The sequence below is a fragment of the Kitasatospora xanthocidica genome (assembly GCF_014656195.1).
Lineage (GTDB): Bacteria > Actinomycetota > Actinomycetes > Streptomycetales > Streptomycetaceae > Kitasatospora > Kitasatospora xanthocidica.
On record NZ_BNBY01000001.1, the window covers coordinates 479,089 to 498,196 of the forward strand.

Annotated in this window: 17 protein-coding genes and 1 tRNA gene; 8 read left to right on the forward strand and 10 right to left on the reverse strand. The window is 71.3% G+C overall.

Going from position 1 to position 19,108, the window contains the following annotated elements; genetic code table 11:
* Window positions 1–35: 35 nt before the first annotated feature.
* Window positions 36–284 (reverse strand): cell division protein CrgA, encoded by a 249-nt coding sequence (gene crgA / locus IE332_RS02085; protein WP_189913287.1) that lies wholly within the window; start codon window positions 282–284, stop codon window positions 36–38.
* Window positions 285–460: 176 nt separating this feature from the next.
* Here crgA and IE332_RS02090 point away from each other — a divergent pair, with 176 nt between their 5' ends.
* The 5 genes from IE332_RS02090 to IE332_RS02110 all read left to right on the forward strand — a co-directional run bounded on the left by IE332_RS02090 (window position 461) and on the right by IE332_RS02110 (window position 4,171).
* The gene (locus tag IE332_RS02090; protein WP_373313666.1) at window positions 461–1,225 is read left to right on the forward strand and encodes a DUF881 domain-containing protein; all 765 of its coding nucleotides are present in this window, start codon (window positions 461–463) and stop codon (window positions 1,223–1,225) included.
* Window positions 1,226–1,293: 68 nt separating this feature from the next.
* On the forward strand, window positions 1,294–1,473 hold the full coding sequence (locus tag IE332_RS02095) for a hypothetical protein (RefSeq protein WP_189913289.1): 180 nt from the start codon (window positions 1,294–1,296) through the stop codon (window positions 1,471–1,473).
* Between the two features lie 55 nt (window positions 1,474–1,528).
* Window positions 1,529–2,191 carry an aminodeoxychorismate/anthranilate synthase component II gene (locus IE332_RS02100; protein WP_189913290.1) on the forward strand — a complete coding sequence of 221 codons (663 nt, stop codon included), beginning with the start codon at window positions 1,529–1,531 and terminating at the stop codon, window positions 2,189–2,191.
* A 5-nt stretch (window positions 2,192–2,196) separates the two neighbouring features.
* Window positions 2,197–3,333, forward strand: coding sequence for a class E sortase (locus IE332_RS02105; RefSeq protein WP_229928224.1), 1,137 nt, complete (start codon window positions 2,197–2,199; stop codon window positions 3,331–3,333).
* A 37-nt stretch (window positions 3,334–3,370) separates the two neighbouring features.
* Window positions 3,371–4,171 (forward strand): class E sortase, encoded by an 801-nt coding sequence (locus IE332_RS02110; RefSeq protein ID WP_189913292.1) that lies wholly within the window; start codon window positions 3,371–3,373, stop codon window positions 4,169–4,171.
* A gap of 36 nt (window positions 4,172–4,207) precedes the next feature.
* Here IE332_RS02110 and IE332_RS02115 read toward each other — a convergent pair whose 3' ends face one another.
* From IE332_RS02115 to IE332_RS02145, 7 genes are all read right to left on the reverse strand, one after another.
* Window positions 4,208–4,717, reverse strand: coding sequence for an RICIN domain-containing protein (locus IE332_RS02115; protein ID WP_189913293.1), 510 nt, complete (start codon window positions 4,715–4,717; stop codon window positions 4,208–4,210).
* A 291-nt stretch (window positions 4,718–5,008) separates the two neighbouring features.
* Window positions 5,009–7,120, reverse strand: a complete 2,112-nt coding sequence (gene pknB / locus IE332_RS02120; RefSeq protein WP_189913294.1) for a Stk1 family PASTA domain-containing Ser/Thr kinase — start codon at window positions 7,118–7,120, stop codon at window positions 5,009–5,011.
* Between the two features lie 260 nt (window positions 7,121–7,380).
* A complete protein-coding gene (locus tag IE332_RS02125; RefSeq protein ID WP_189913295.1) occupies window positions 7,381–8,835 on the reverse strand; it encodes a peptidoglycan D,D-transpeptidase FtsI family protein in 1,455 nt (484 codons plus the stop codon).
* Entirely contained in the window at window positions 8,832–10,235 is a 1,404-nt protein-coding gene (locus IE332_RS02130) for an FtsW/RodA/SpoVE family cell cycle protein (RefSeq protein ID WP_229928259.1), read from the reverse strand. Before IE332_RS02130 ends, IE332_RS02125 begins: the two co-directional genes overlap by 4 nt.
* 133 nt (window positions 10,236–10,368) lie before the next feature.
* Window positions 10,369–12,018: a PP2C family protein-serine/threonine phosphatase gene (locus IE332_RS02135; protein WP_189913297.1), complete on the reverse strand. Its 1,650-nt coding sequence runs from the start codon at window positions 12,016–12,018 to the stop codon at window positions 10,369–10,371.
* Between the two features lie 53 nt (window positions 12,019–12,071).
* Entirely contained in the window at window positions 12,072–12,617 is a 546-nt protein-coding gene (locus tag IE332_RS02140; protein ID WP_189913298.1) for an FHA domain-containing protein FhaB/FipA, read from the reverse strand.
* 46 nt (window positions 12,618–12,663) lie between these two features.
* Window positions 12,664–13,536 (reverse strand): FHA domain-containing protein, encoded by an 873-nt coding sequence (locus tag IE332_RS02145; RefSeq protein WP_189913299.1) that lies wholly within the window; start codon window positions 13,534–13,536, stop codon window positions 12,664–12,666.
* A 419-nt stretch (window positions 13,537–13,955) separates the two neighbouring features.
* On the opposite strand from IE332_RS02145, the gene IE332_RS02150 reads away from it, so the two are divergent.
* A tRNA-Leu gene (locus IE332_RS02150) sits at window positions 13,956–14,039 on the forward strand.
* Window positions 14,040–14,114: 75 nt separating this feature from the next.
* Here IE332_RS02150 and IE332_RS02155 read toward each other — a convergent pair.
* On the reverse strand, window positions 14,115–15,260 hold the full coding sequence (locus tag IE332_RS02155; RefSeq protein ID WP_189913300.1) for a sensor histidine kinase: 1,146 nt from the start codon (window positions 15,258–15,260) through the stop codon (window positions 14,115–14,117).
* Window positions 15,257–15,910, reverse strand: a complete 654-nt coding sequence (locus IE332_RS02160; protein WP_478311772.1) for a response regulator — start codon at window positions 15,908–15,910, stop codon at window positions 15,257–15,259. The genes IE332_RS02155 and IE332_RS02160 overlap by 4 nt, the downstream gene beginning before the upstream one ends.
* Before the next feature lie 337 nt (window positions 15,911–16,247).
* Here IE332_RS02160 and IE332_RS02165 point away from each other — a divergent pair, with 337 nt between their 5' ends.
* Both IE332_RS02165 and IE332_RS02170 read left to right on the forward strand, forming a co-directional pair.
* Window positions 16,248–18,080, forward strand: a complete 1,833-nt coding sequence (locus tag IE332_RS02165; RefSeq protein WP_373313667.1) for a phosphatidylglycerol lysyltransferase domain-containing protein — start codon at window positions 16,248–16,250, stop codon at window positions 18,078–18,080.
* 277 nt (window positions 18,081–18,357) lie between these two features.
* Window positions 18,358–19,050, forward strand: coding sequence for a hypothetical protein (locus tag IE332_RS02170; RefSeq protein ID WP_189913301.1), 693 nt, complete (start codon window positions 18,358–18,360; stop codon window positions 19,048–19,050).
* Window positions 19,051–19,108 lie beyond the last annotated feature (58 nt).

A 19,108-nucleotide genomic window follows, 5' to 3' on the forward strand; every position in this document is an offset into this window, starting at 1 on the left:
TCGGCCCGTTCCCGGGCCTCAGGACGAGCGGGTCGTCACTTCCACTGGGTGGAGACGCCGAAGCCCGCGGCGATGAAGCCGAAGCCCACCAGGATGTTCCAGTTCCGCCAGCTCTCGACCGGGTAGGTGCCGCTGGTCACGTAGTAGGTGACGATCCACACCAGGCCGATCAGGAACAGTGCCAGCATCAGCGGCGCGACCCAGCCGCGGCCCGAGCTGATCTTCACCACGGCCGTGGTCGGCGGGGTGTAGTCGGACTTCTTGCGGAGTCGAGACTTCGGCACGAGGGGTTCTCCTGTCGATGCGCTGTGAGACCGCGCAGAGGTGCAGCGGGTGGGTCGGGTAGGTCGGCGGTCGGCAGCGGAGAACACCCCGAGGGGGACGGCTCCGCACGTGCCACCGGCGTCCGTTAGCGTAGTGGCTCGGCGGGTCTTGAGGAGATAAGGGTACGGTGACTAATTTGTCGATTCCCCCGGAGCCGGCCCCTACCCGCCCTTCCGGTACCCGAATTGTCGGACGTGCCCTGACCTGCGCCGTCTTCGCGCTCGCCGGTCTGCTCTTCTACATCAGCGCGCAGACCGCCCGCGGCACCGACCTGCGGACCGACAACTCGCTGCTGAGCCTCGGCGACGTGATCCGCCAGCGCAGCGCGCAGAACCAGCAGGCGCAGTCCCAGCTCGCCGACCTCCAGGACCGGGCCCAGGACCTCACCGAGCAGCAGGGCCACAGCCCCGCCGACGCGGCCCGGCTGGACGGACTGCGGGCCGGCGCCGCCCTGGAGCCGCTGCAGGGCGGCGGCCTGACCGTCACCCTCAACGATGCCCCGCCGAACGCCACCGCGCGCATCCCCGGCGTCCCCGAGCCCGGCGTCAACGACCTGGTCATCCACCAGCAGGACATCCAGGCCGTGGTCAACGCGCTGTGGCGGGGCGGCGCGGAGGGCGTCCAGGTGATGGACCAGCGGCTGATCTCCACCAGCGCGGTCCGCTGCGTCGGCAACACCCTGCTGCTCCAGGGGCGGGTCTACTCCCCGCCGTACGTGGTCAAGGCGGTCGGCCGGACCGAGGCGCTGCGCTCGGCCGTCGACGCGGACCCGACGATCCGCAACTACCTGCAGTACGTCCAGGCGTACGGGCTGGGCTGGAAGGTCCAGGAGAGCGGCGACCTCACCCTGCCGGGGTACTCCGGTACCACCGAGCTGCGTTCGGCGGGCGGGCAGCAGTAGCGGACCGGCCTCGCGGCCGTGGGGGGCGGGTCTACTCTTGACCCAGTCTGCTACGACGAGGGAGCACCATGTACGGCTTCATCTGGCGTCACCTCCCGGGGAACACCCTGGTGAAGGCCGCCATTTCGGTGCTCCTGATCCTGGGGATCGTCTACCTGCTCTTCACGTACGTCTTCCCGTGGGCGGAACCATTGCTCCCCTTCGGCGACGTCACAGTGGACGGCGGCGACGGCGCAGCGAGCGGCTGACCCGGGCGGCCCGGTACTTCCATCCAGCACCGCATCCCACGGAGACCACGCGCGCATGACCACCCAGTCGACCCCGCCCCGCATCCTGGTGGTGGACAACTACGACAGCTTCGTCTTCAACCTGGTCCAGTACCTGTACCAGCTCGGCGCCACCTGCGAGGTGGTGCGCAACGACGAGGTGACCGTCGAGCACGCCGTCCGGCGCTCGGGCGAGGAGGGCTTCGACGGGGTCCTGCTCTCCCCCGGGCCCGGTGCCCCCGAGGAGGCCGGGGTGTGCATCGAGATGGTGCACCACTGCGCCCGGATCGGGCTGCCGGTGTTCGGCGTCTGCCTGGGCCTGCAGTCGCTCGCGGTCGCCTACGGTGCCGTGGTGGGCCGGGCGCCGGAGCTGCTGCACGGCAAGACCTCGCTGGTCGAGCACGAGGACGGCGGGGTGTTCGAGGGCCTGCCCTCGCCGCTGACCGCGACCCGCTACCACTCGCTCGCGGTCGAGCCGGCCACCGTGCCGGCGGAGCTGGTGGTCACCGCGCGGACCGAGAGCGGTGTGATCATGGGCCTGAGGCACCGTGAACTGCCGGTCGAGGGCGTGCAGTTCCACCCGGAGTCGGTGCTCACCGAGGGCGGGCACCGGATGCTCGCCAACTGGCTCGCGGAGTGCGGCTTCCCGCAGGCCGTCGACCGGTCGGCCGGGCTCGCCCCGGTGATCGGCCGGGGCTGAGCGGCGTGACCGCGCTGCGTCCGGAGGGGCGTTACCAGCCGGAGGCGGACCCGTACGGCGGCGCGCAGCACTACGGGGGTCCCGAGCAGGGCGGGGGCCGCTACGGCGGTTCGCCGCACGGCGGTCCGCAGTACGGCGACCAGCCGTACGGTGACGACCCGTACCGGCAGGAGTCCCCGGTCCGGACCGTGCCCGAGGACGCCTGGGGCGTGTACGAGCAGGCCGAGGAGCCCCTCGCGGGCGGGCCCGAGTACCCGTGGCTGCCCGACCAGACCCTCCAGCTGCGCCTGCCCGTAGGGGTGGGCGGGCCGGCCGCCGAGCCGGTCCCGGCCACCGGCGGCCGGGCCGAGCGCCGCCGGGCCGCCCAGGGCCGGACGGCGATCCGTTCGGGCAACGGGCGACGCCGGGCGGGCGGCCGCGCCGCGGGGCGGCCGCGCCCCAAGGAGTCCGTGCTGGTGGTGGCGGCCCGGGGCGTCGGCGAGCTGTGCATAACGCTCGGCGTGGTGATGCTGCTCTTCGTCGCCTACCAGCTCTGGTGGACCAACGTGCAGGCCGACGCGGCCGCGGACGGGGCCCGCAACAAGCTGGAGCAGCAGTTCGACGCGGCGCCGCCGCCCGCCCAGCCGGGGCAGCCGGCCCCGGACCCGAACAAGCCCGAGGTGTTCGAGCCGGGCAAGGGCTTCGCCATCATCTACCTGCCCAAGCTGGGGCTGAAGTTCCCGATCGCCGAGGGCACCTCCAAGCCGGCGGTGCTCGACAAGGGCCTGGTCGGCCACTACCCCGGCACCGGCATGCCGGGCGACAAGGCGGGCAACTTCGCGCTGGCCGCCCACCGCAACACCCACGGCGAGCCCTTCCGGTACATCAACCAGCTGGGCAAGGGCGACAAGATCGTGGTGGAGACCGCCGCGGGGTACTTCACCTACGAGGTCACCGGCGGCATCCCGGAGACCTCGCCCAGCAACGTGAGCGTGATCAAGCCGGTGCCGAACGGCGCCGGGTACGCCGGCCCCGGCCGCTACATCACGCTGACCACCTGCACTCCGGAGTTCACCTCCAAGTTCCGTCTCATCGTCTTTGGGAAGATGATCGAGGAACGGCCGCGCAGCCAAGGCAAGCCGGCCGCGATCTCGGGCGGGTAGCCGCCCGGACGCCGGGCCCGGAGGGGGAGCACCGCAGATGCAGGACGACGAGACCGCGCAGCCCGTCGGACCGGGGCGGGAGGCCGCCCCGCCGGCCGGGCGGGGGCGGAGCCGGGCGCTGGCCGCGCTCGGGGTGTTCGGCGAGCTGCTGATCACCCTGGGCCTGGTGCTCGGCCTGTTCGTGGCCTACTCGCTGTGGTGGACCAACGTGCAGGCCGACCGCGCGGCCTCGCAGGCCGCCGACCGCCTCCGCGGCTCCTGGGCGGCCGGCCCGACCGCCGGCCCCTCGGCCGCGCCCGGCACCACCCCCGCCCCGGGCGCGCCGTCCGCGCCGGAGAGGTTCGCGGCCGGGGACGACGTCGGCTTCCTGCACGTCCCGGCGATGGGCCGGGACTACCAGGTGCTGATCCGGATGGGCACCTCCACGGAGGTCCTGGACGAGGGCGTGGCGGGCGTCTACGAGCAGCCGTACCGGGCCGCGATGCCCTGGGACCAGGCGGGCAACTTCTCGCTGGCCGCGCACCGGGACGGCCACGGCGCCAAGTTCCACGACCTGGACGCCGTCCACAAGGGCGACGCGGTCGTCGTCGAGACCAAGGACAAGTGGTACGTCTACAAGGTCGACAACACCCTGGCGGAGACCTCCAAGTACGACACCGGCATCGTCGCGCCCGTCCCGGCCCGCTCCGGGTACGCCGGCCCCGGCCGCTACATCACGCTGACCACCTGCACCCCGGTCTACACCTCGCGCTACCGGATGGCGGTCTGGGGGAGCCTGGTGCGGGTGGACGACGTGGACGCCAAGCGCACCCCGCCGCCGGAGCTGCGCCGCTCCTGAGGTGTGGCGATTAGCACCAATGGTCGACTTCGGAAATCAGTCGCCCGCATACCAGGCCTGATTGGTGCCGCCATTGATGTCCCACAGCTGAGCGGGCGCACCGTTGTTGGAGCTGAATCCACCGATTTCGATGGCATAGCGATTCCACTGGAAGCTGTACACCGGACCCGTACTGCTGGCCGAGTACTTCCAGAAACGCTGATTGGCGTTGTAGTTGCATTCCCATTGAACGAGTGCGGCTCCGGCGTATGCGTTTTCGCCGGGGATGTCGACGCACTTGTGGGTAAAAGCGTTGGCGAGGGTGAACCGATTTACGCCGTAAATGTCCACGATGTACCAGGACTGGTTCGCGCCACCGGTGCAGTCCCATTGGCGGATCGGTGTACCATCATCGATCCGCCAGTCGGCGACTTCAAGACATTTCTTGGTCGCAATGTTGATGATCCTCGTTGGGGTCAAGGCGGTTGACGTTGCTGGAGTTGCTGGTGCGGCGGATGCTGGCTGGGAGACCAGGAGCAAGGCGGTAGCTGAGGCGATGGTCGACATCTTTAGAATTATCTTCTGTCTGTTGCCCATTGAGGCAGGCGCTCCGTTCTTGGATTCTATCTGGTTCGTGGAAGTCCCATGCTTCCCTTGCGGCATGGCTGGCGTCAAGGCCTGGTGGGTATTCCGCGTGTATCGATAGATTTGTGTCGGTATGGAAAATTTCCCTCTCCTGGTGACTCTTTGCCCCTATGGCTCATTTTTGCTTCAATGGTGCCAAATATGCCAAACGCCCGACCGGGGAATCCGGTCGGGCGTTTTGGGGCTCAGTTAAACCAGGGGAATATCGGAGGCTTAGTGGTCCCCTTTGGGGGGTGTGGTGGTGGGCTCGCCCCCTTTGGGCGGGTCGGCGGGCTTCGTGATCAGCTGGACCTGGGTGTTCGGGTCGACCTGGGTGCCGGCTCCGGGGATGCTCTGCTGGACGATCGCGTTCGGGTCCTGCGGGCCGTTGACCACGGTGTAGCCGAGGCCCGCCTTTGAGAGCTGGGCGATGGCGTCCGACAGCTTCTGGTTCTGCAGCGGCGGGACCTGGGCCTTGTCCGGGGCCTTGAAGACCGTCAGGGTGATCTTGGTGTTGGCCGCGGCTTTGGTGTTGGGCTGGACGGACTGCTGGGCGACCGTGTTGACCTTGGAGGGGTCGGGGGCCGGCGTACTCTGCGCGGCGAACACCACCTGGAACCCGAGGCCCTGCAGCGTGTTCTGCGCGTCCTCCTTCTGGGCGCCGACCACGTTCGGGACGTTGATCTTGGTCTTGCCCTGGGAGACCGTCAGCTTGATCGGCGCGGTCGGGTCGGCGGACGCGTTGGCCGCCGGGTCCTGCGCGGTGACGGTGTCCTGCGGGGCGTTGTCGTCGTCCTTGTACTCCGGGGTGCCGACGTTGGTGAAGCCGGCCGCGGCCAGCGCCTGCAGTGCCTGGTCCTTGGTCTTGCCGACCACCGGCGGCACGGTCGCCTTCGCGGGGCCGGAGGAGAGCTGCACCGTGATGGTCGAGGTCTCGGCGACCTGGAGCCCGGCCACCGGGTTCTGGGTGCAGACCTGGTCCTTCTTGATGTTGGCGTCCGGGCAGGCGAGCTTCTCGCCCTCCGCCACCACCAGCTTGGAACCGGCCGCGGCGGCGGCGGTCTTCGCGTCGGCGAGGGTCTTGCCCACCAGGTTCGGCGCGGCGACCTTCACCGGGTCCTTCGTGCCCTTGTCGCCGAACATCGCCTGGGCCACGAAGAAGGTGCCGACCAGGACCAGCACGGCGGCGATCGCCAGCACGATCCAGGAGGTGTTGCTCTTCTTCGGCTGCTCCTCGCCGCGTCGGCCGGCGCGGCCCTGGCCGTCGTCGTTGCCGCCCTGGCCGGCGTAGGTCTGGCCGTAGCCGTCGTCCGGGTAGCCGCCCTGCTGCCCGTAGCCGGGCTGCCCGGAGGCCTGCGGCAGGAGGGTGGTCGGGCCGCCGCCGGGCTGCTGCGGCAGCACGTTGGTCTGGCCGTACGGGTCGTGCTGCTGCGGGTAGCCGTTCTGGTCGTAGCCGTAGCCGGCCGAGCCCATGCCGTAGGCGGCCTGCTGGGCGGCGGCCACCGGCAGGCCGTCGAGGAAGCGCTCGATGTCGTCGCGCATCTCGTCGGCGCTCTGGTACCGGTAGTCGCGCTCCTTGGCGAGCGCCTTCAGCACGATCGCGTCGATCTCGGGGCGGACCTCCGGGTCGAAGACCGACGGCGGCTGCGGCTCCTCCCGGACGTGCTGGTAGGCCACCGCGACCGGCGAGTCGCCGATGAACGGCGGGCGGACGGTCAGCAGCTCGTAGAGCAGGCAGCCGGTGGAGTACAGGTCGGAGCGGGCGTCGACCTGCTCGCCCTTGGCCTGCTCGGGGGAGAGGTACTGGGCGGTGCCGATGACGGCCGAGGTCTGCGTCATGGTCATCCCGGCGTCACCCATCGCGCGGGCGATGCCGAAGTCCATGACCTTGACGTTGCCCTGCCGGGTCAGCATCACGTTGGCGGGCTTGATGTCGCGGTGCACGATGCCGGCCCGGTGCGAGTACTCCAGGGCCTGGAGGATGCCGATGGTCATCTCCAGCGCGCGCTCCGGCAGCAGCCGGCGTCCGGAGTGCAGCAGCTCCCGCAGCGTCGACCCCTCGACGTACTCCATCACGATGTACGGGATGGAGATGCCGTCGATGTAGTCCTCGCCGGTGTCGTACACGGCGACGATCGCGGGGTGGTTCAGGGACGCCGCCGACTGCGCCTCGCGGCGGAACCGGGCCTGGAACGACGGATCCCTGGCCATGTCGGCCCGGAGCGTCTTCACAGCGACGGAACGGCCGAGCCGGGTGTCATGGGCGAGGTACACCTCGGCCATGCCGCCGCGCCCGAGGACGCCGCCGAGCTCGTACCTGCCGCCTAGGCGACGAGGCTCTTCCATAGTTCCGACCCTCTCCCTCACCCGCCGGTGAGGTTGTGACGTAGGTGTCCCCGCACGCTCTGGGTGACGCCGCGCGGACCGCGACCGGTTCTCCGGCCGGGCCGTGCGGTGCCTCACGGGCGGCAACGGGCACACCCGCTGCTGGCGGATACGCTACCGGTCGCACCCCATCGGACCGGAGTCAGCCGTCGGCCGATATCAGACCGGTATCCGGACGGGGGTGCCGATCGTGACATTCCCCTCACCCGGGACGGGGCTGCCTACTTGCCGAGTGCGGCCTGCATCACCGCCTTGGCGATCGGGGCCGCGAGCCGGCCGCCGCTGATGCCGTCGCGGTTCTGCGAGCCGTCCTCGACCACCACCGCGACCGCCACCGACTGGCCGTCGGCGCCCTTGGCCCAGGAGGTGAACCAGGCGAAGGGCAGCCCGGCGTTGTCCTCGCCGTGCTGCGCGGTGCCGGTCTTGCCGCCGACCTGCACGCCGGGGATCCTGGCGGTCTTGCCGGTGCCGTTCTCGACCACCGAGACCATCAGGTCCTGCATCTTCTGCGCGGTGGACGGGCTCATGGCCTGGGAGAACTGCTTCTCGGTGTGCTTGGAGATGGTGGTCAGCGAGGCCGAGCGCTCCTGGTCGACCAGGTAGGGCTGCATCAGGCTGCCGTTGTTGCAGATCGCGGCGGAGACCATGGCCATCTGCAGCGGGGTGGCGCGGGTGTCGTGCTGGCCGATCGAGTCCTGGGCGGTGCCGTCCAGGCTCTTGCTGTCCGGGAAGACGCTCTTCTCGGAGCGGACGGGGATGTCGATCGTGCTGTTGAAGCCGAACTTCTCGGCCTGCGCCCGCATCTTCTCCTTGCCCAGGTCGGCGCCGATCTTGGCGAAGACCGTGTTGCAGGACTGGTCCATCCCGGACTTGACGGTGGCGTTCTCGCAGCGCTCGTCGGGGCTCTCGTTCTTCAGCTGCGTGGTGGTGCCGGGCAGGATGTACGGCTCGGGCGTGGTCGTGGCGTCGTCGACGCCCTGGAACATGCCGTTCTCGAACGCGGCGGTCGCGGTGACCAGCTTGAACGTCGAGCCGGGCGGGTACGTCTCCTTGAGCGCCCGGTTGAGCAGCGGCTTGTTCGGATCGGCGTTGAGGTCGTTCCAGGCCTTGGTCGAGGCGCCGTCGAAGCCGGAGAAGCTGCCCGGGTCGAAGGACGGCGTGGAGACCATGGCGAGGATGGCGCCGGTCTTCGGGTCGATCGCGACCGCGGCGCCCTTCTTGTTGCCCATGGCGTCCCAGGCGGCCTTCTGGACCTTGGCGTTGATCGTGGTGACGACGTCGCCGCCGCGCTTCGGCTCGCCGGTCAGCATGTCCAGGGTGTTGCGGAAGAACAGCCGGTCGTCGCTGCCGGAGAGGATGCCGTCCTCCAGCGCCTCCAGGCCGACGCTCTGGAACTGGGTGGCGTAGCCGGTGACCGGCGCCCACATCGGGCCGTCCACCCAGGAGCGCTGGTACTTGAAGCGCAGGCCGTTGACGAAGTCGGACTTCGTGACCGGCTGGCCGCTCGCGATGATGTTGCCGCGCGGGTGGGCGTACCGGTCGTACAGCTGGCGCTTGTTGTTCTTGTCGGTGGCCCAGGACTCGGCCTGGACGCCCTGCACCCAGTTGGTGCGCACCATCAGGGCCAGTATCAGGACGAGGCAGAAGATCGAGACCCGGCGGATCGGCTTGTTCATCGGGCGGGTCCTCCCGGGCCCTCGGTGGCGGGGGTCGGCTCGACGCCGGGGCGGCGGGCGCTGTCGCTGATCTTCAGCAGGATCGCGACCAGCGCCCAGTTCGCGACCACGGACGAACCGCCCTGCGCGAGGAACGGCATGGTCATACCGGTCAGCGGGATCAGTCCGGTCACACCGCCGGCCACGACGAACACCTGCAGCGCCATCGCCGAGGCGAGGCCGACGGCGAACAGCTTGCCGAAGGGGTCGCGGGCGGCGATCGCGGTGCGCAGGCCGCGCTGGATCAGCAGCCCGTACAGCAGGAAGATCGCCATCATGCCGGTGAGTCCGAGCTCCTCGCCGAAGGAGCCCAGGATGAAGTCGCTCTTGGCGGCGAAGTTGATCAGCCAGGACCGGCCCTGGCCGAGGCCGGAGCCGGTGACGCCGCCGGAGCCGAGCGCCATCAGCGACTGGCCGATCTGCTCGGTGGCGCCGGGCGGCGGCTTCGGGGCGAAGGCGGCCATCGGGTCGAGCCAGGCGTTGATGCGGATCTTCACGTGGCTGGCGGTCGAGGCGACCAGGACCGCGCCGCCGACGGACATCAGCAGGCCGAACAGGATCCAGCTGGTCCGCTCGGTGGCGACGTAGAGCATCACCACGAACAGGCCGAAGAACAGGAAGGACGTGCCGAGGTCGTTCTCGAAGATCAGGATCAGCAGGCTGAGCAGCCAGATCACGACGATCGGGCCGAGGTCGCGGCCGCGCGGCAGGTACAGGCCCATGAAGCGGCGGCTGGCCAGCGCCAGGGCGTCCCGCTTGACCATCAGGTAGCCGGCGAAGAACACCGTCAGGATGATCTTGGCGAACTCGCCGGGCTGGATCGAGAAGCTGCCCACCCGGATCCAGATCTTGGCGCCGAAGTCCTCCGCCCGGGCCGGGAAGAAGGCCGGCGCGGCGAGCAGGACCAGGGCCACCACCATCGAGATGTAGGTGTAGCGCTGGAGCACCCGGTGGTCCTTCAGGAAGACCATCACCGCGATGAAGCCCGCGATGCCGAGGCCCGACCACATCAGCTGGTTCTGGGCCGCCGGGAAGTTGCCGCTGAGCAGCTTGCCCGCCTTGTCCAGCCGCCAGATCATCACCACCCCGAGGCCGTTCAGCAGGGTGGCGATCGGCAGCATCAGCGGGTCCGCGTACGGCGCGAAGCGGCGCACCAGCAGGTGCGCGACCAGCGCCAGGGCGCCCATGCCCAGCCCGTAGCCGAGCATGCCGGCGGGCAGCTTGGAGTCCATCGCGAGGCCGACGTTGGCGTACGCGAGGACCGGCAGCAGGACCGCGAAGAGCAGCAGGGCCAGCTCGGTGTTGCGCCGGTTCGGCGCCTCCTGCGGGGAGATCGTGGTGTTGTCCCGCCGACGGGGCACGACGCGTCCGGCGGTCGCCCGCCGACGGCCGGACCGGCCGGTGTCTTCGCTCAGGTCGTAGCTGCTCACGTGGTGACCGCTCCCTGACGGCCGGACCGACCGCCGGGGGCGGTCCTATGTCGGATCACGGACGTCACTGCTTCGGGCAGGCGTTGGCCCGGCTGAGTTCGTCTTCGGTCAACTGGGTCGGGTCGCCCTGCGTCCCGGTCGCCGGCGCGGTGGTGTTCGGCGTCGGGGCGGGCGTGCCCGTGGCGCCCGCGCCCGGGGCCGGCGTGCCCGTGGCCGGCGCGGTCGCCGTGGCCGAGGGGGTGCCGGTCGGGGCGGCCGCGGCCGGGCCCCGGTTCTTCTCGCCCGGGGTGGGCGTGGTCGCCAGGAACGCCGCGTTGGTGGCCTGCGTCGCCTGGCTGCCCTGCGCCGGGGCCGTCTTGGCGGCGGCCTTCTGGCAGAGCTGGACCCAGCCGTCGAGCTCCTGGACGGTCGACTGGGCGTCCTTCAGGCTGCCGACCGAGATGGTCTTGTTCACGTGCGCGCGCTGGTCCTGCGGCAGCCACTTGAGCTGGATCCCGCTGTACGAGGCGTGCACCGAGGACAGGCTCAGGCCGGCCAGGTTCTGGTTGATGCCCTGGTAGACCGCGACGTGGTCGCCGTCCTCGCCGACGTAGTACTGGTCCTGGGTCCACCGGTAGCCGAAGAACCCGGCGCCGCCGAGCAGGCCCAGCGTGACCAGGACGGCCAGCGAGACGGTCAGCCCCTTGCGCTTGCGCTTCGCGGGCGGCTGCTCCTCGTCGAAGTCCTCGGTGCCGTAGACCGAGGGCTCCGCGGAGCCGTAGCCGTACGCGCCCTCGTAGCCCTCGGCGGGGCCGAAGCCGCCCGCCGGGTCTCCCTCGTAGCCCTCGGCCGGGCCGAAGGCGCCCTGCGGGCCGCGGCCGAGGCCGGCCGCGCGGCCGGCCGGGGTGTCCGCGATCGAACGGTCGGCGGCGGCCGAGGACGGCGGGGCCTCGGCGACCGCGCCGACCACCACCGGGACGTCGTTGAACTGGCCGCTCATGGTGTCCGTGGCGCCGACGTCGATGACGTCCGCCACGATGCAGGTGATGTTGTCCGGACCGCCGCCGCGCAGGGCGAGCTGGATCAGCTCCTGCACGGTCTGCTCGGGCGAGTAGTAGCTGCCGAGGGTGTCCTGGAGGGTCTGGTGGCTGACCGGGCCGGAGAGGCCGTCGGAGCAGATCAGGTAGCGGTCGCCGGCCCGGACCTCGCGGATCGACAGGTCGGGCTCGACCTGGCCGCGGCCGTCCAGCGCCCGCATCAGCAGCGAGCGCTGCGGGTGGGTCTCGGCCTCCTCGGGCGTGATCCGGCCCTCGTCGACCAGGCGCTGCACCCAGGTGTGGTCCTGGGTGATCTGCACCAGCGAGCCGTCCCGCAGCAGGTAGGCGCGGGAGTCGCCGACGTGCACCAGGCCCATCCGCTGGCCCGTCCACAGCATGGCGGTCAGCGTGCAGCCCATGCCTTCGAGCTGCGGGTCCTCCTCGACCATCTGCCGGAGCCGGTCGTTGGCGCCCTGGACGGCGTCGCCCAGCAGGGTCAGCAGGTCGGCGCCCGGCACGTCCTCGTCCAGCCGGACGATCGAGCCGAGCACCTCGGAGGAAGCGACCTCGCCGGCCGCGGCGCCGCCCATGCCGTCGGCCACGGCCAGCAGCCGCGGCCCGGCGTAGCCGGAGTCCTCGTTCCCCTCCCGGATCAGTCCCTTGTGGGAGCCGGCGGCGAAGCGCAGCACCAGGGTCATGCGACCTGTGCCCCCCTCTGGGTCATGGACGGGATGCTGTCCCTCATGCGCTACTACTTCCGCAGTTCGATGACGGTCCTGCCGATACGGATCGGCATGCCCGGCTGGAGCGGGGTGGGCGCGGTCAGGCGCTGCCGGTCCAGATAGGTGCCGTTGGTGGAGCCTAGATCCTCGACCGTCCACTGCCCAGTCTGATCCGGATAGATCCTGGCATGCCGAGAGGACGCGTAGTCGTCGTCCAGCACGATGGTGGAGTCGTGCGCGCGGCCCAGCGTGATCGTCTGGCCCTGCAGCGCGACCGTGGTGCCGGCCAGCGAGCCCTGCACCACGACCAGCTGGGTCGGCCCGCCGCGGCGGCGTCCGCCGCCGGGCTGGGTCGGGGCCGCGGCCGGAGTGGCGGCGGGGGCGGGCGCGGGGCGACCCGCGGCCTGGGTGGGCGCACCCCCGGCGGCCGTGGCGGACGCGCCCCGGCGGGAGGGGCGCGGGTTCACCTTGGTGCCGAAGAGGTCGCTGCGGATCACCTGGATCGCGACGATGACGAACAGCCACAGCACGGCCAGGAAGCCCAGCCGCATGACCGTGAGGGTCAGTTCGGACATGACCGTCCCGCCAGTCGGTGAGCGAGGCGCGCGAACAATTCGGACACTACCCTTCGACCTGCCGGTAGACGATGGTGGTGGAGCCCACGACGATTCGCGAGCCGTCGCGGAGCGTAGCGCGCTGGGTGTGCTGTCCGTCCACCACGATGCCGTTGGTGGACCCCAGGTCGAGCACCATCGAAGGGGTGCCGGGCCGGATCTCGGCGTGCTTGCGGGAGACCCCGGGGTCGTCGATCCGCACGTCGGCCTCGGTGGATCGGCCCAGGACGCAGGCCGAACCGGTGATCTGGTGCCGGGCGCCGTTCACCTCGACCCAGCGGCGGACCGAGGCACCGCCGTGGCCGGCGCCGGGGAGGTTGCGGACGTTGCCGCCGGCGGGCGAGGGCGGGCCCGAGGGCATCGCGGGGGGCGCGGCCGGCGGCGGGGGCGTGCCGTACTGGGCGGCGCCGCTCTGCTGCCACGGCGCGCCGGGGGCCGGGGCGGCCGGCGGGCGGTCGTAGCCGGGCTGCTGCGGCTGCTGCTGCGGGGCGTACTGCTGGGGCTCCTCGGCGGCGAGGGTGCGGCTGCGCACCCGGTACAGGCCGGTGTCGAGGTCGTCGGCCTTCTCCAGGTTCACCTGGAGCGGGCCCATGAAGCTGTACCGCTGGGCCTCGGCGTACTCGCGGACCATGCCGGCCAGCTCGGTGCCGAGCTGCCCGGAGTAGGGGCTGAGGCGCTCGTGGTCGTGCGGGCTCAGCTCGACGATGAAGTCGTTCGGCACGACGGTGCGGTCGCGGTTCCAGATGCTCGCGTTGTTGTCGCACTCGCGCTGCAGCGCCCCGGCGATCTCCACGGGCTGGACCTCGGACTTGAACACCTTGGCGAAGGTGCCGTTGACGAGACCCTCGAGCCGCTGCTCGAACTTCTTCAGCACTCCCATGGGGCACCCCCTTCCAGAGTTCGTTCGCCTGCCTGCCGGCCGGATCCCGCCCGGGAACCGGTCGCGCCTACTTGCGGTACTTCCGTACTGATCGTATCCACGCCGGGCCCTTCCGTACGGTTCCCGGAGCGTGTGGTGCCCGGGGGTGGGCTCGGACACACAGGGTGACGCATTCCGGGTACGGCACGCCAGGTGTGCCCGTCGGAGCGGTCGTCCGCACCTCGCGCACGCGTTCGTCGCGCACCCGTTCGGATGCGGTCGGTCTCCCCGGACGGGCGATTCGGAGCAGCCCCGCAGGTCGTGCTAATGTTTTCCACGTCGGAAGGGCCGCCCGGAAGGGAGGCCGGTCCAAGGAAGCGCGAAGGCCTCATGGTACCGAGCGTTTCGGAAGACCGGTCGGCAACGAGGACAACACCCATGCGCGGGTGGCGGAATAGGCAGACGCGCTGGATTCAGGTTCCAGTGCCCGAAAGGGCGTGGGGGTTCAACTCCCCCCTCGCGCACAGCGAAGCCCCGCAGATCTACGGATCTGCGGGGCTTCACCTTTTTCTGGGGCTCCTGAGCCGAAGGGGCGCGCCTCAGGGAGCCCTGGCCGGGAGCTCGGCGCGGACCTCGAAGCCGCCGTCCTGGGTGGGGCCGGCGGTCAGGGTGCCGCCCAGCAGCTGGGCGCGCTCGCGCAGGCCGACCAGGCCGTGGCCGCCGCCCGGGAGGGTCTCGGCCGGGTGGACCGGCGGGGCCTCGTTGCGCACCTCCACCCGCAGCCGGCGGCCCTTCGCCCGGACCCTCACGTGCACCGCCGCCTCCGGGGCGTACTTGGTGATGTTGGTGAGCGCCTCCTGCACGGTGCGGTAGGCGGCCCGCTCGACCGCCTCCGGCCACGGGCGGTCGCCGGGGTTCAGCTCGGCGTCGGCGGCCAGGCCGCTCTCCTCGATCAGCCGGGGCAGGTCGGCCAGCCGGGGCTGCGGGGCGAGCGGGGCGTCCGGCAGCGTGCCGGTGCCGCGCAGCACGCCGACCATCTGGCGCAGCTCGTCCAGGGTCCGTACGGACAGTTCGCGGATGGTGCGGGCGGTGGTCACCGCGGCCGGGTCGGCGGTGCTGACCTGCAGCGCGCCGGCCTGGATGCTGATCAGGCTGACCTGGTGCGAGACCACGTCGTGCATCTCCCGGGCGAGGCGGCCGCGCTCGGTGATCAGCACCCGCTCGGCCAGCAAGCGGCTCTCCCGCTCCTGGCCGCGGGTCAGCTCGTCCAGGCGGGCGGCCAGCTCGCGCCGGGTGCGGGCGAGCAGGCCGGTGGCGGCCGGTCCGGCGGCCAGCATCACGGCCTGGATGGCGTCCAGCGCGGTGGCCCGGCTCAGGTCGATGAGGTCGGGGGGCAGCGGCCAGTGGAAGAACTCGACCAGGGTGAAGAGGATGCCGCAGGGGACCACGAACCGCGGCCGGGGGCGTTCGGCGGCGACCGTGTAGACGGCGGTTATCGGGGCCAGCCAGATCTCGTCCAGCCAGCTGCCGGGCATGGTGAGCAGCAGCACCGTGACCGGGAAGCGGCGGCGCCAGAACAGCGCGACGGCGGCCAGCGTCGAGAAGGACAGCTGCCACCAGGCGGCGTCCCGGGCCACCAGGGCGGCGTCCAGCAGCGAGTACAGGACGGGCAGCAGCAGCATCAGCCAGGGCGCGGTGCACCAGGCCGGCAGCCTGCGGGACGGCAGGTGGTCGGCGGCCGTCATGCCCCGTCGCCGGGCTTGGGCCGGACCAGGCCGGCCCGGTGGGCGAGGACGGCGGCCTGCACCCGGTTGGCGGCGCCGAGCTTGCCGAGGATCGCGCTGATGTGGTCCTTGACGGTGCCGGTGCCGAGGAAGAGGCGGTCGGCTATCTCGGCGTTGGACAGGCCCTCGCCGAGCAGGGCGAGCACGTCGAGCTCCCGGCCGGTGAGGGTGCGGGCCAGCGCGGTGGCCTCGGCGTCCGGGCCGCCGCCGTCGACGTAGCCGCCGATCACGGTGCGGGTGACGGTCGGGGAGAGGATGTTGCCGCCGGCCGCCAACACCCGGACGGCGTGCACCAGCTGCTCGGGGGCGGTGTCCTTGAGCAGGAAGCCGGTCGCGCCGGCCCGGAGCGCGGTGCCGATGTACTCGTCGGTGTCGAAGGTGGTCAGCATCGCCACGGCGGGCGGGTCGGGCAGGGCGCGCAGCCGGCGCAGCACCGAGATGCCGTCGAGGTCGGGCATCCGGATGTCGAGCAGCACCACGTGCGGGCGCAGGCGCTGGACGTGCTCCTCGGCCTGCCCGCCGGAGCAGTCGCCGACCACCTCCAGGTCGGGGGCGGAGCCGACGATCAGGCCGAGGCCGGAGCGGACCAGGATCTCGTCGTCGACGATCAGCACGCGGGTGGTGGTGATGGTGCCTCCTCGGTTCGGGCGGCCGGGTGGGGGCGGTCCGCGTGGGTCCTTCCGAGCGTAGGGGTAGCCGGGGCGGGGCGCCGAACACTCGGGGGGTGGCGACCCCCGCCGTTCGGCGGGGGTGGGAATCCGCTACCCGGTTCACGCGATTCTCAGGTTCGGTGGGGAACCATGGAGTTGGCTGACCCTTTCCGGCCCGCTCCTCACCAGGGCGGACAGCCGGGCGGGCGTCGCCGGTCAGTCCGTCGGGCCCGCGCGGGCGCCAGGCGCCGGGCCGTACGCGGATGCGCCCCACCATCTGATCGTTTGGAATTGAGCTGTGTCGTCCACTGTGAAGTCGGACCCGTCCGCCGCGTCCCCCGGGCCCCGGCCCGTCGGCGTGCTCGACCGCTGGCGCCCCAGGGCCGCCGCGGCCTCCGTCTGGTACCTGCGGCTGATCGCGCTGCTGAATGTGGCGACAGTACTGCTGGTGCCCTTCCGTGACCAGGTCAGCGAGCACAACGAGGGCGAGTACTTCACCCCGTACCTGATGACCTCGGGCCTGGCCGCCGCGGTGCTCTCGGTCTTCCTCGCGATCGCGATGCGGCGCCGCAAGCGGGCCGCGTGGATCTTCAACGCGGCGCTCGGCGGCCTGTTCGCGGTGCTCTACCTGGCGGCCATGGTGCTGCCGGACGAGCGGTTCAACAAGCACCCGCTCAACTACTTCTCCACCGTGCTGACCTGCCTGTTCGTGCTGGCGCTGCTGGTCGGGCGGAAGGAGTTCACGTCCAAGGGCGACAGCTCAAACCCGAAGACCGCCGCGGCCACGTTCGTCGGCGGGCTGATGTTCGGCGGCGCGGTCGGCGGGCTGCTGGTCTGGGCGACCAACGACCTCAAGGGTGCGGGCTTCTGGGACCTCTTCCGGTACTCCGTCGGCCGGATGATCACCATCAACCCGTCCGAGCACCTGCGCTCGGTGATCGCCGCCCCGACCTGGGTGAACGCCGCGATCAACGCCATGGGCGGGGTGCTCTTCCTGCTGGTGCTGTACGTGGCCTTCCGCAGCCCGCGGGACAAGGAGCTGCTGACCCCCGAGGACGAGGCCCAGCTGCGCGGACTGCTCGCCAAGCAGGGCGAGCGGGACTCGCTCGGCTACTTCGCGCTGCGCCGGGACAAGGCGGTGATCTTCTCCCCCAGCGGCAAGGCGGCGGTCACCTACCGGGTGATCGGCGGCGTCTCGCTCGCCTCGGGCGACCCGATCGGCGACCCGGAGGCCTGGCCGGGCGCGATCGACGCCTGGCTGGCCGAGGCCCGCGAGCACGCCTGGGCGCCGGCCGTGATGGGTGCCTCCGAGGAGGCCGGGGTGATCTACGCCCGGCACGGGCTGGACGCGCTGGAGCTGGGTGACGAGGCGATCGTCGAGCTGGACGAGTTCTCGCTGGACGGCCGCGCGATGCGGGTGGTCCGGCAGGCGTACAACCGGGTCAAGCGGGCCGGGTACACGGTGCGGATCCGCCGCCACGAGGAGATCTCCGAGGAGGAGATGGCCGAGCTGGTGGCCAAGGCCGACGAGTGGCGCGACGGGGCGACCGAGCGCGGCTTCTCGATGGCGCTGGGCCGGCTCGGCGACCCGGGCGACGGCCGCTGCGTGATGCTGGAGTGCAGCGACGGCGAGGGCGAGCTCAAGGCGCTGCTGAGCTTCGTCCCGTGGGGCCCGGACGGGCTCTCGCTGGACCTGATGCGCCGGGCCCGGGACACCGAGAACGGCCTGATGGAGTTCATGGTGATCGAGCTGCTGCAGCGTGCCGACGAGGTCGGGCTGAAGCGGGTCTCGCTGAACTTCGCGATGTTCCGTTCCGTTTTCGAGCGCGGTTCGCGCCTCGGTGCCGGCCCGGTGCTGCGGCTGTGGCGCTCCACCCTGGGATTCTTCTCGCGCTGGTGGCAGATCGAGTCGCTGTACCGGGCGAATGCCAAGTACCGGCCGATCTGGGAGCCGCGCTACCTGCTGTTCGCGAAGAGCAGCGAGATTCCGCGGATCGGCATCGCGAGCGCGCGCGCCGAGGGGTTCATCGTCGCGCCCAGCCTGCCCGCCCTGTTCCGGCGCCGGCACGCCCGGGCCGCCGTGGCCGCCGCACCCCGGGTGCCGGTGGCGGCGCAGGACGGGAAGGGGTAGCCCTCCGCCGGGGGGCGGAGGGGGCCGGTCGGTCGAATGGGGGTCAGGCGGGGGGATTGTTCTCCCCCCAGAGGATGACCCATATCCCCATCCGTGCCGATGTGGCTTTGTTAACGGGCTTCTAATGTTGGAGTAGACGAGAGTTCGGGGATTCGGAGAAACGACTGTGATTGACAGGACCCACGCGGGGGGCGTGCGAAAGGGGCCGCTGGCGGTAGCCAGGGCGGCCGCTGTCGCCGAGTGGGGAACGTTGTTCGTGACGGTTCGGAACGCTTTGGTGCGAAAGAAGTTCGCCGCGGTTCCGCTGGCCACGCTGGCGACGTTTCTGATCCTGCTGTTCAGCATCGTCCAGCACCTGCCGGGCGGTGAGCGTTTCGTCAACAACATCGGGGTGGTGCGGGCGGCGCTGCCGCTGGAGGTCTCGCTGCTGCGGACGCCGCTGTCGCTGTACGTGCCGGCGCTGGACCTGCCGGTCTGGGGGGCGCTGGCCCAGGTGTTCGTGGTCTTCGCGATCGCGGAGATCGTGCTCGGCCGGCGGCTGACCCTGGTGGTCGCCTACACCTGCACCGTGGCGGGCACGCTGTTCGCCCGGGTCGGCGTGGCGATCGGGCCGGCCCACCTGTTCGGCTTCCCGAAGTGGGTCGCCTACGTGCGGGACACCGGGCCCTCGGCTGCGGTGGTGGCGCTTGCGATCTGCATCGCCTTCCGCAGCCGGGCCTGGTTCACGGCCGGGCTGGTGGTGGCCCTGATGGTCGGCGAGGCGGTCGTGCTGCCGAACCTGGCGGGCCTGGAGCACGTGGTCGCGGTGATCGCCGCGCTGCTGATCGCCGTCTCGGTCGAGGTCTTCGGGGACTTCTGGCCGCGGGTGCTGGCCGGGGTGGGTGCCGCCACCGCGGTGGCCACGGCCGCGTCCCGGGAGGTCGCGGTGGAGGCCCGGCGCCGCCGGTCGGCGGGCGCCGTGATTCAGTAACTCGCCCGCTCGCCTCCGGGACGCTCCGATCCGGTGCCGACGGTCGGCGCTCCAAGGC